The organism is Caballeronia sp. M23-90, assembly GCF_053574605.1.
Genome location: NZ_JBSIPA010000189.1, coordinates 1 through 11688 on the forward strand (window position 1 = coordinate 1; position 11688 = coordinate 11688).

An 11688-nucleotide genomic window follows, 5' to 3' on the forward strand; every position below is an offset into this window, starting at 1 on the left:
TGAGCTGCAAACACGGACGCTGTCGGCGCCGACCGTCAAGCAGCACTTGGCCGCCATTCGCCACCTGTTTGACTGGCTCGTCGTTGGCCAGGTCGTGTCGCACAACCCGGCCGCGTCCGTGCGCGGACCGAGTCATACGACCCGCAAGGGCAAGACGCCCGTGCTTGATGCGACTGAAGCGCGGCAGCTGCTCGACAGCATCGATGTCACGACACCCATTGGCCTCAGGGATCGGGCGTTGATTGGGCTGATGGTGTTTTCGTTTGCTCGGGTGGGTGCGGCGCTCGCGATGCGGGTAGACGACGTTTACACACAGAATAAGCGGCTATGGGTGCGCTTGCGCGAGAAAGGCGGCAAGCAGCACGAGATGCCCTGTCATCACACGCTGGAAATCTATCTGGATGCGTACGTCGAAGGCACTGGGATTGGTGCCGAGGGCAAGGGGCCGCTGTTTCGCACCATTCAGCGCGGCACCGGACGCCTTAGCATCACCGCCCTGCCCCAAGCCAATGCGTATGCGATGGTGACGCGTCGAGCGCTCGCGGCGGGTATAGAAACCAAAATTGGCAACCACACGTTTCGTGCGACTGGCATCACTGCCTATCTGAAGAATGGCGGCACGCTCGAGAATGCCGCGACGATGGCCAATCACGCGTCGACGCGCACCACGCAACTTTATGATCGACGCCGTGATGACATCAGTCTCGACGAGGTCGAGCGGATCCGTGTGTAGATACGGATCGGTTGCCTGGGTCATCCTTAACAAAAAGTGCTTAACGCCTCAAACTTTGTCTTGACACTCATTTACTCAACTCTAATAATCAACTCATTTACTCAACTCAAAAGGGTTGCGGATGATAGTCTTGGTGGGTGCTGAAAAAGGTGGTGTTGGAAAATCCACGATTGCAAGCAACCTTGCCGTTCACTTGGCGCATCACGGAGTTGACGTCGTTCTTGTTGACACTGATGGTCAAGCTACGTGCGCTCGGTTTATTGAACGACGGGATGAAGCGGGGATACTTCCGTCCGTACCGTGCGTTCAGAGGACTGGAGATGTTGCAACGACATTGCGTGATCTGGCCAAGCGCTATCAAGTAATCGTAGTGGACGCCGGCGGCCGGGACTCAAGAGAAATGCGCTCTGCAATGGCAGTGGCAAATTTGCTTCTCGCACCGACTCGTGCAAGCCAAGCAGATCTCGAAACCCTTCCTAAAGTGAACGAGCTCGTTGGGCTCGCGCGTGGCCTTAATCCCAACTTGAAAGCATCTGCGGTGCTGTCAATGGCGCCGTCTAATCCCGCCATTCGGGAAGTAGAAGACGCGCGCGAGTTGCTAAGTCAGTTTGACCAGCTGGAATTGGCCGATACGGTTATCCGTGACAGGAAGGTCTATCGCGACGCACTACTTGCCGGCCAAGGCGTCGTCGAGCTTGGAAATTCGCAGGCACGCGCTGAGATCCAGTTGTTAGCTCAAGAATTCTTCGAATTTGAATCGCCGAAGTGAGTAATTGAGTAACTCAATGGAGTTGAGTAAATGAGCAAGTTCAAGATTAGCTCTGGCCCTAGCACCAGCAGCAGCGGGCAAACCACAAAGCCACCGGCTACGCGCGACGAATTTGTTTCAGGGGCGGCTTTGGTCAAGTCACAAGCGGGCACACGCCCCCCAAAGCCCGTACGCCTAAATCTAGATCTGGATCCCGAACTTCATCGCAGCTTAAAAATTCGTGCGATCGAACAGGGAATGAGCGTGGCGCAGCTAGTTCGCGGCCTCATTGTCAAAGAAATTGATGGCTAGGAATCCGCAGAGCTCTTGTGCCGTTTAGGACATTACACGGTTGTATTGAAGTGGCTCGGCCCGAAAGAGCTATGTTTTTTACTGCCTTTTCTGACAAATCTTGTGTAACTCTGACAGAAAATACATTGTCAGAATAGATTGCGTTGTTTTGACGGGGTGAATTTGAATTCAAGGCCCGTAATCTTGCGCCCACCTGGCTTTGTACCTTCCCATTCAATTTCTATACCGTTTTTTGCTTTCAGCTCGGTTACTGCTGGTTCAATCACACGGCGGCGTAGCTGGGCAAAGTCCTTGCGGCAAGAATCAGGAACATCAAGGGCATCGCAGAATTCGTCATAACCGATGCGGACCAGACCAGTCTTCTGGAACTGCGCAAGCATTTCCATCAGGCGCCAGCTATACATTGAACGCAAATGCGCCGCGCTCGACAGCTTGTATTGCGTGAATGCGCCTTCGAGAGCTAGCAGAAACGGTGCGATTTCGCCGGAAAACCGGATCACCACATGGCCCTTGCCTTGCGGGTAGATGTTCTTGTTCGTGAACGGAACTTCGATTGGCTCCTCGATCCATTTGCCACGCTCGCGTTTGCGTTCAATCATGTGAACGGTGCATTTCATCAATGCCGACGCTGAGCTCTTGAGCTCAGCATAAGCATTCTCTCCAACTTGCGGATAATGCTCTAGATACTCCGCCGCTGTGACTTTCACAGTCCAGCCGATCATGCGGTCACTATCGATCGGGTCTTTCGCCTGCGCCTGATGCAAGAGGATCTTTTGCTTTGAATCTGTTTTGGCGATCGCCAGTGCTAAAAGTCTCTTTACGGGCAGACTCATTTTTTGGGCTCGACGCACGAGCTCATTCTTTATGTTGACGTAGCGCTCGCTGTCCGCCTCGTTGCTAAGCTCTTCAATGTCGGCGCTCATTCTGACAAATCCTGTGTCTTTCTGACGTAAAAAAGTATGCCAGAATGATGTGTATAACTTTGTATTCTGTCAACTATTTCATGTCAGAAAAGCACAAGTTTTGCCAGACTGGCACAAGCTTTGTCAGAAGAAACACAAGTTTTGCCAGAACAAACACAAAATTTGTCAGAATACCAGCCCGCAAACCCTTACCCACAAAGGCTTCCACCAAGCTAAAAAGGTTTTAAAAAGGTTTAAAAATATTTCTAAAAAGGAAACTTCTCGACACGCCTGTGGATAACTACCCATTAGATTGTCACCACACGGGTTCCCAAAACACAGAATATGCACTTACATAGCTGCGTATCTAAGACGCGCATTCTGCCAAATCCGATGTGAAAAGCGACGACACATCTTGATAACAACCGGGCCGCTGTGCCAATAGCACGCCTCGGAACCCCGTCCAGCAAGGCTTCGCCCATGTCTAAAACGAAGTAAAACGTATTTAAACCGAGCGTGAATTCAAGTCGAAGCAGACTGAGAATCTGAAAGTTCAGTCCTTACAATCCACCAAACACGCTTAGCGCGGTAAGCGTCAAACAGTTGTAAGTCGGACGTAAGCTTTTGCTTAAAACAAAATTTATTAAACGTTGGCCAATTCTTTCGCGCGTTCGACGTGTGGCGCGCCGTGTGCGCGGGCTTGCCAAAGATCGTAAGCCGCTTGCTGCGAGACCCATAGATCCGCTCGGCCGCCATTTTCAACACCTAGCCACGCTTCGAGGCGAAGGGCCATTTCAGTTGAAATTCCAGCACGCCCGTTAAGAACGCGTGAAAAGGCAGCACGAGTGACTCCAAGCTGCTCCGCAGCTTGCGTCACATTCAGCCCAAGCGCGGGCAGGACGTCTTCTCGAAGCGCCTCACCAGGGTGAGGCGGGTTAAATATGCGAGACATGTATTTACCTAGTGGTAGTCCTGGTAGTCCACCAAGATTGCATCAGTGCCTTCAAACGTAAAAGTCATTCGCCAATTACCGTTTACCCAGACCGCAAAATGGCCTTCTAGGTCGTCGTGTAGCGGGTGAAGCTTCCAACCCGGCAAATTCATATCCTGAGGTGACTTTGCCTCATCGAGCCGGTCTAACTGACGTTTTAGCTTTTTGGCATGGTCAGGGCGGATGCCTGCCTTGCTTTCGCTGACAAAGAACTCTTCCAGTCCCTTGTGTCGCCACGACCTAATCATTGCCCTTCATGCTGTTCACTTCCTCTGTATAGTGGATAGCTACACTATACACCTCGAATTTTGAGATTGTCAATCTTCGCTGTTCAATCAGAGAAATGGAGCACCGCGCTCGACCCTCATCTGGCACTGTAGATTTGAGCAAAACGTGCATGCTATGAAATAATATTGACGCATGCAGTTTCACGGCTGAAAGGGGAAATCAACGTGGGCGCTACTATTTTTACGTTTGTTCTTGGCATGTTTATCGTCATATTTTTTACGTGGACGAATAACAATGGTCAAAGACGTGATCGCGAGATCGAATTGGGAATTTATCCAGGGATAAGAAAAGAACGGGCAGGCGGAGATGTAAAAAGCGACGCCAAGCTTTCCGAGCATCCCAAGAACACTGGAAATCCTCGGCGAAGCAAACAGCTTCGGCCCTTGTTCGGTCCATTTGTGTACCGGGATGATCGGCAACTGAGTTCCAATCGCAGAGCTCAACGGAATCCATGCTGAAACAATGTGAAAAATAACGTCCGCCGGGAAGTCTGAGGGCTCCCGACCATTCTCGGATGCCGTTACTTACCTGCCGAACACAACAAAACCTTGGGGTACATTTTGGCCACATAAGTGCCCAAAATGTGCCCCAACCAGACCGCGCCATCAGATCTGTTAGATAACTGACACTTAAGTGCCCCAAAGGTGGCCCAAAAAGGCCACATTGATCGGTCCCCACTAAAAAAGTGTCAGATAACTGATAGTTGTCTGTCAGTTGCAATGCCACAGGCGACTCGCGCTTTTCAGCGAGACGATGCTGGCAGCTCGCAAGCCGCGGCAAAGATCAACCGCTCCACCGCCTCCCGAACTGTCTCACCTCCATTCCTAAGCGCTTTGAGTGCCTCAAAAGCCGCCGGCGACATCTTCACCCTAGGCAGTGACTCCGAAGCCTCTGGCAGGCCTTCTAGACGCGTTCCGCCTACCACCTCGGCCTTCACCTTCCATACGCTGCCCTTCGGCAGCCGATGTACGGTCACAAATTCAGGCTTGTTGCCCATAAGTCGCTCTTAGATAGTTATTCCAGATCCACCGGCCGCGGCCTTCGCCGTGGCCAAGATCACGGGAGCACAGCGCCAGTGCTTCCTTGGCGCTATGACCCTCGCCCAGGTAGTACTCATAGTTGTCGTGGCAGAAAGCGCGGCGCAGCGAATGACCTGAGTCTTCCCCCTCCAGGCCGAGTGCCGCAAACCGGCGGTGAACCTGCTGTTTGGCAGCCTCGTCATTGAGCGAATTGACGAGGTATTGACGCGTCGTCGTTACCGCGAGCGCTGCCCTCACGGCCATGAGCGCACGCTCTCGATAATGCGGTGGAAGGAAGGTGTCCCTGATGCGACCGTTTTTGGTACCGTGGCGCACAGTGATAAAGCTCTGGCCACGGGCGAGTGCTTTCTCCCATTGCTTCAGGCTCTTGTGACTTTCAATCATTTCCTCGCGCCGCAGTCCAAGATACCGCTCGAGCTGGATCCAGGTCCGCGTGTCCGTCTGAGCCTTCGCTAAGGCCTGCGCGAGCAGATGCTCATCAACCACTCGACCTTTACCAATGCGCGTGCCCTTTGGCACGCCCAGCTTTGCATTGGTCACAGCGCCAGCCAACTCGGCGCGACCGGCGCCACGCAACGTGCGCCGGAGATGACTCATTTCATTCTGGATGCTGCGTGGCGTAATGCCGACCGCGATGCGCGACGCGACGTAGTTACCCAGCTGCTTCTCAGTGATCGTCGCCGGATCGACTAGTCCATAGCGGCGCTCTTTCGCATGCGCAGCGAAAGCCCGGAACGTAGTGCGCATCCTCTGCTTAGTGAGCGTTGATGCGCCTTTGTGAAGCGCTGCGGCCATGAATTTCGCTTCGATTGACCGAGGTTTGTTTGGTGCCGCTGTGCCCTTGTTCGTACTCATGCTCGTGCTTCCCTTCGTTGGGGTTTTCGTCTTTCCGGTTCGCTCTAGCAAACCAGGTCCTGCGCTCGTTCAGGGAGGAGTGGCCGCCACCTGGAGGTGGGTTGTATTGGCCGGGTACTGCGTGCCGATGAGGTCGTTTGTCGTTCGCCGGTTGACCGGTTCGACGCGCTGACAAGCGCATGGAAAATTGCGTAACTATGTCGTCAAGAGACGAGCGCCTTGGCTGGCAAGGGCGGCAGGGGTGCGCGAAAGCGCGTCACTGCTACGCGACGCGAAGCAGTGACGCGCAAAACCAAAACGAAGGTGTGCCATCGTGAGCGGTCCGAACAAGCGGGTCACGAGGTTGAGAAGTCATCGCGCAATGCTCGCAGCGTTTGCTGTCGGCACAGCAAAACGGGCAAGCGTGAGCGCAATGAACAAGGTGGGCGACGCGTTGGACGCCGAAACTGCAGGGGGATGTTTGGGGCAGTGCTGCCCGAGTAACGCGGATGCACGGGCTAGGCCGTGGTACTGAGAAGATGTGCTTTCGATGGACGGACTACGGGAGCCCGCCTGAAAGACAATTAAAAAGCTATCGCTCAGGGGGCTGCGCAGGGCGGATAAATCCGATGCGCTTGCCATAAGCAATACTGCGGCGAAAGTGCCGACGGAAAAAATCGGACCTGGCTCAAGGCCAGATCGTAGGTCGATGCGTCAGGGACGCGAGAAACGTTGTAACGGTATCACAAGGATTTTCGTGTGTGAACAAGCCGATGAAAAAATTTAGAAGACGCGTAAAAACAGACGTCTCTCTAATGCTGAGCGTCCAGTGTCTTCCAAATCAGCCGTAAACATGCCCGCCGAAATTAGATGGGCGCCTTGCGGCATTTCGCGTAACGAGTTTGGCACCAAGTATTCGAGCCTGACACACCTAATGCTTTTACTGCTCGCCAGCATCAAATTCGACCGCGTTTCGTAAGCACCATGCACAAGAATCCAGCCAGCTACAAAGTTATTAGGTCCCTACTTGCGTTTAGTCGAGACATGGAATTGGGTACATCATTGAGATTACTCGAAGCAGCGAGGAAACGATAATCTCAAAAGACGGGTTGACTGCATAGTCCGAGCGTGGCCAAGCGTCAAGTCGACTCATTAGAGTATTCTCAGCCCTCGCATGTTAGTTATATGTAAGGCGGATACTTTGGTTGAGCGATGCAAAAGTTACGGTTGTCGCCATGCGGCGTAGTTGTAAGTAAAGTTAGGGATCGAAAAAAAGCCGACGTGGTGCGCCGGCTTAAAAAAGTTCGGCATCTACCGAGGGCTGCCGAACTCTGAGAGAGCTCCAGAATATACGAAAATGAGGCTGTCAAAGCAGTAATAAAACGCCTATACCAGGTGCATTTCTTAAGACCGAAGCATTAATCCGATGCTTAATTCCAGTTTTCGTCTCAGAATGCCGTAATGATGGCAGTCATTGTGAAAAATTTTGGGGTCATTATGAGTGACGAAAAAGCATGCGAGGCAGGACCCGACGCATGGCAATGCAAAGGCCTTTTTGAATTCGTTCACCGACGGGTTCGACCATTACGAATTACATTATTCACGCCAAATCCGTGTGGCTATTGAAACAGGCCCTCACCGAACACGGCAGCTTCAAGTCTGCCCAGGCAGCAAAACGACGCCACGCCGAGTTATCGGCTTGGTTACCGACACGATTTGAGCTGGAAATCGGAGTATGCGGACTGGCAAAGCGATGATAGTTTGCTTGCGCCATTGCAGCTGTCGACACAAAAATGGGGGCAAGCTGGGCGTGAGTGGAAGCGCCAATTCGAGGCGCGGTACGCAGCCCTGCGGTCGAACATGTGGAGCCACGGCCCTGGGTTCAGTCGTGAACAGTTAAGGCCGCTAACGACTAACACGCGCGCCAGCGGAACCACGAATTGGTCCTTGCCTCTAATTGGTCGCTCGCGTCGGTGTGCCATCATGAAGTACAAACATGGAAACGACTTCCAACAAATTGTCCGCTTGTCCGCTGAGCGAATGGGAAGCAGAGGAGGACTTTTCAACAAGCACCGCATTCTGCTGCGTTGATTGGTCGAGCGACGCGATAGCCTGATGGACTTGTTCTATTCCGTCGCTCTGCTCAAGCGAGGCAGCCGAAATTTCATCGATTAGACCACTTACGCGTCTTACCGAACTCACTACTTCATCCATCTTTTGACCCGCATGAGTGGCAAGCGTGGCGCCGGCAGATACCTGCCGAACGGACTCTCCGATGAGTGTCTTAATTTCTTTTGCTGCAGTGGCAGAACGCTGCGCCAGAAGCCGAACCTCACCTGCGACAACTGCAAACCCGCGTCCGGCATCACCGGCGCGTGCCGCTTCAACCGCAGCGTTAAGCGCTAGTATATTTGTTTGAAAGGCGATTCCGTCAATGACCGACGTAATCTCTTCAATCCTGCGTGACCCTGCTGCAATGTCACGCATCGTTCCGACAACCTGCCCGACCACGTCACTACCTTGATGGGCAGTTTCAGATGCAGACTCAGCAACGCGCGTCGCCTGCCTTGAGTTCTCGGCGTTCTGTTTAACCGTCGAAGTTAATTGCTCCATTGTTGCCGCTGTTTCTTCCAGAGCAGCAGCCTGTTGCTCTGAACGTTGCGACAGATTAGAACTACCACCCGCAACTTCGTGAGCTGTCGATACGATCGCAGAACTAGTTAGCCGGACCGTCCCGACTGTGACGGCAAGCTGCTCTTGCATTTTTCGCAATGCGGCAAGCAAACGGCCGATTTCGCCGCGCCGTCCCGCCATCACCGGTGTTGCAAGATTTCCAGACGCGATACGCTCGCATGTGATCACAGCGCTTGCCAAAGGCTCGAGAATAATCTTCGTGAGCACCGCCCGCATTCCAAGCAACATAAGCGTTGCCAATGCGCCGAAGCACAGGGCATCGAAGATCAGGCTGGAGTAAAACGCCTCGTTGATGTCGTCCACGTACAGCCCCGAGAAAATGGTCCAATGCCATTGCGGGTCGAAGCTGGCAAACGTGATTTTTGGGGACGCTTCGGCAGTCATCGGTTTGGGAAAGCGGTATTTGACGATGGCGCTGCCCGTGCTTTGTGCGCCGTTCACCAAGTCCCTGAAAACGTAGACCCCGTCCGGATCCTTGAATTCGTCCATCTTTTTACCGACCAGCTTGGGATCCGGATGCACCACGAGCTCGTCGTTTAGCGTAAGCACCCCAACGTAGCCGTCGGAACCAAAGCGCATTGCCGCTAGCTCTTCGGTAGCAGACTTTTGAGCGGCCTCAACTGTCTTGTTTCCGGACTTTACCAACCCTTGTTGGCGTAACACCGCTCCCTCGGCGAGCTCGACGACATTACGCATCTGTTGCACACGATCGGCCAGCATCGTTTCCCGTTTTGAAAAGGCACCCCAGCCGGCGGTTGCCAACAATACGGTCATCATCAACGCTATAAGTGCAGTCAGTTGCGTCTTTAATCCTTCGAGCTTCATAGTCAATCCCCATTATTTTAGATTTTCCCGCTGCCGCTCCGTGACTGCTGCTGTGGTTTGGCTCGTATCAGGTCAGGCGTCGGCATCTGTTGCGTTAACGGCATGGCCGGCGAAGTCTGCAGATAGACAATTGGTCGACCCCGGTGGATCCACCTAAAAACCCGGATTTTCCGTCCGAACGAACGGGGCCACCTCAAGAAGACATAAACCTGACCCACGTGAAGGTCCCAGTGGAATTCGGGCGAGTGGGGCGTGACGTGAAATGATCCCTGACAGCAGTTATGCCGTAAGCGAGCCATCTCGCGCCGGGCTGCTTCGACGCGGCCTCAATCTCGAATACGCAACTCTGGGTTGGAATGTCGTTGGCACGATCGTGATCGGCAACGCCACTGGCGACAACCGGAAACATCAAGCAGACCATGCGCTTGCTTGCCGCAATATTCTTACAACCGTAAGTGATGGCTACGTCAATTTTTCGGCTTCTGGACAAAAGCCCCATACTGGACAGATGCGAGTTCGATCTGGCGATTTTGATAGCGAGCTGCGCCCTTCGCCTGTGTTGTCCAGCGACCGTAGAGCACACTTCATTTGCCAGAACCAGCTTTCGCTCGGACCAATGAAAAAGGGGTGTTTCGCCGATGATGCATACCTTTCTTGAAAACCATCGAGTGGAACTGATCGAGCGATGCCGGGAAAAAACGGAGCTGCGGCAAACATATTCCGGAACTCCTGAGCAGTTAATACATGGTGTACCGCTGTTCCTGGATCAATTGATCAAAACACTGTTGATCGAACAGGGTTCGAGTCCATTGGATAGTCGAGAGGTATCCGGCCCGGCCGGAGGCGCCATGACGATGTCCGAGGTAGGGACTACGGCCGCACAACATGGCTCTGAGTTGCTCGCCCTTGGATACACAATAAGCGAGGTTGTGCATACCTACGGCGATCTTTGCCAAGCCATCACTGATCTGTCGGTCGAGCGAAAAATTCCCTTCGAATCCGATGAGTTCCGAACGTTTAATCGCTGCCTTGACAACGCGATCGCGGAGGCCGTTACTGAATTCAGCTATCAGCGAGACACAGCCATTGAAGCGACACATTTAGAAGAAGCGAACAAACATGCTGGGATGTTTATCCATGAGATGCGCAATGCGCTTCAAATGGCGACCTTTGCGTTCGATGCCGCAAAAGGTGAAAAACTGGGTTTGTCCGGTGCAACGGGGTCAGTGTTGGAACGAAGCTTAGCTCGGTTGGACCACCTCATTCAACAGGCCGTCACAGAAATTCGAGAAACCTCGGGACAGTCGTTGCCGTCCAAGCTGTTTTCCGCAGCAGAGCTTATTGACGAAATAGCACAAGCCGGAGCATTGCTCGCCCAAGCGAAGCAATGCACATTTACGGTCGCTCATGTGGACAAGATGCTCGCCATTAGCGGTAACCGGAGCAGCCTATATATCGCTGTAAGCAATTTAGTTCAAAACGCCTTCAAATTCACTCGACCCTGCACCGAAGTAACAATAGACACTTACGCTGTCGCAGATAGAATATTAATTGATGTGGCGGACCGTTGTGGCGGCCTCCCGAAGGGCAGCATCGAGCGCATGTTTCATCCTTTTGCACAAACTGGCAGCGATAAGAGCGGCCTTGGTCTTGGCCTGACAATCTCACACGACGCGGTGGATGCGGCAGGCGGCGTCTTAAGTGCATTGGACGTACCTGGGCACGGTTGTGTGTTCACGATCAGCTTGCCTCGCTATAAAGCCAAAACTAGAGGCACAACCGAAAAGTGATCGATCGTTTGCTCCACTGGATAGGCCTGACTGGAGAAGCAAAGACCCACAGTCTTGCCCTACTTCTGACCAAGATCAGATTTCTAAGTCATATATATGATAATGTCCTTTATCACATATAGGGGATCGCATGGCGAAGCTGTCCGATGAGTTGTCCCGCACCCTCGCCGAAGCCGGCGAAGGCCTCAAAGCCCTGCAAGAAGAAGTTATCGAAGCGGGATTCGATCCGGATGATCCGGCAAGCGTTCAGGCCGCGATCGAGCATGTCGAAACCGTGATCGATGCAAAGGTCGCACGCTTTTGCGGCAACGCGCTCGTGCGCGAAGCAGCCGATCAAATCAAAGCGGAATGCCGCGCCAACATCCTTGCGCAAGTTGAAGCGGCCAGCACGCGTCGCGGCACCCGGACGCTGCATTGACCGCGCCGACGACCTGATCTGAGGGAGACCGCGTGGCAGCTAACCCATCGTTTCGCATCAAGCTCCTGCCCGGCGCCGGCGACGGCGAGTTGTTTGCGCCGGAGTGCCAGGCA

The 11688-nt window shown here is 53.4% G+C and carries 12 protein-coding genes; 6 read left to right on the top strand and 6 right to left on the bottom strand.

Going from position 1 to position 11688, the window contains the following annotated elements; translation table 11 throughout:
• From ACRXB1_RS18830 to ACRXB1_RS18840, 3 genes are all read left to right on the top strand, one after another.
• Positions 1–733: tyrosine-type recombinase/integrase (locus ACRXB1_RS18830; protein WP_449492850.1), on the top strand; the 733-nt coding region annotated here is incomplete at its 5' end.
• A 121-nt stretch (positions 734–854) separates the two neighbouring features.
• Positions 855–1502 carry a division plane positioning ATPase MipZ gene (locus ACRXB1_RS18835; RefSeq protein ID WP_449492851.1) on the top strand — a complete coding sequence of 216 codons (648 nt, stop codon included), beginning with the start codon at positions 855–857 and terminating at the stop codon, positions 1500–1502.
• 30 nt (positions 1503–1532) lie between these two features.
• On the top strand, positions 1533–1793 hold the full coding sequence (locus ACRXB1_RS18840; RefSeq protein WP_449492852.1) for a toxin-antitoxin system HicB family antitoxin: 261 nt from the start codon (positions 1533–1535) through the stop codon (positions 1791–1793).
• Between the two features lie 128 nt (positions 1794–1921).
• Here the strand turns inward: ACRXB1_RS18840 and ACRXB1_RS18845 are convergent, their stop codons facing one another.
• From ACRXB1_RS18845 to ACRXB1_RS18870, 6 genes are all read right to left on the bottom strand, one after another.
• Positions 1922–2716 carry a replication initiation protein gene (locus ACRXB1_RS18845; RefSeq protein WP_449492853.1) on the bottom strand — a complete coding sequence of 265 codons (795 nt, stop codon included), beginning with the start codon at positions 2714–2716 and terminating at the stop codon, positions 1922–1924.
• A 622-nt stretch (positions 2717–3338) separates the two neighbouring features.
• Positions 3339–3647, bottom strand: a complete 309-nt coding sequence (locus tag ACRXB1_RS18850; RefSeq protein ID WP_075358647.1) for a HigA family addiction module antitoxin — start codon at positions 3645–3647, stop codon at positions 3339–3341.
• 8 nt (positions 3648–3655) lie between these two features.
• Positions 3656–3934 carry a type II toxin-antitoxin system RelE/ParE family toxin gene (locus tag ACRXB1_RS18855; protein ID WP_449492854.1) on the bottom strand — a complete coding sequence of 93 codons (279 nt, stop codon included), beginning with the start codon at positions 3932–3934 and terminating at the stop codon, positions 3656–3658.
• A gap of 180 nt (positions 3935–4114) precedes the next feature.
• Complete coding sequence (locus ACRXB1_RS18860) at positions 4115–4393, bottom strand: hypothetical protein (protein ID WP_449492855.1); 279 nt, start codon at positions 4391–4393, stop codon at positions 4115–4117.
• A 561-nt stretch (positions 4394–4954) separates the two neighbouring features.
• Complete coding sequence (locus ACRXB1_RS18865; RefSeq protein ID WP_449492856.1) at positions 4955–5869, bottom strand: integrase domain-containing protein; 915 nt, start codon at positions 5867–5869, stop codon at positions 4955–4957.
• Between the two features lie 1932 nt (positions 5870–7801).
• On the bottom strand, positions 7802–9367 hold the full coding sequence (locus ACRXB1_RS18870; protein WP_449492857.1) for a methyl-accepting chemotaxis protein: 1566 nt from the start codon (positions 9365–9367) through the stop codon (positions 7802–7804).
• A 262-nt stretch (positions 9368–9629) separates the two neighbouring features.
• Between ACRXB1_RS18870 and ACRXB1_RS18875 the strand changes: the two genes are divergently transcribed.
• From ACRXB1_RS18875 to ACRXB1_RS18885, 3 genes are all read left to right on the top strand, one after another.
• Positions 9630–10025: a hypothetical protein gene (locus ACRXB1_RS18875; protein WP_449492858.1), complete on the top strand. Its 396-nt coding sequence runs from the start codon at positions 9630–9632 to the stop codon at positions 10023–10025.
• Positions 10006–11157, top strand: coding sequence for a sensor histidine kinase (locus tag ACRXB1_RS18880; protein WP_449492859.1), 1152 nt, complete (start codon positions 10006–10008; stop codon positions 11155–11157). Before ACRXB1_RS18875 ends, ACRXB1_RS18880 begins: the two co-directional genes overlap by 20 nt.
• Before the next feature lie 130 nt (positions 11158–11287).
• Positions 11288–11575: a hypothetical protein gene (locus tag ACRXB1_RS18885; RefSeq protein ID WP_449492860.1), complete on the top strand. Its 288-nt coding sequence runs from the start codon at positions 11288–11290 to the stop codon at positions 11573–11575.
• Positions 11576–11688: the final 113 nt, after the last annotated feature.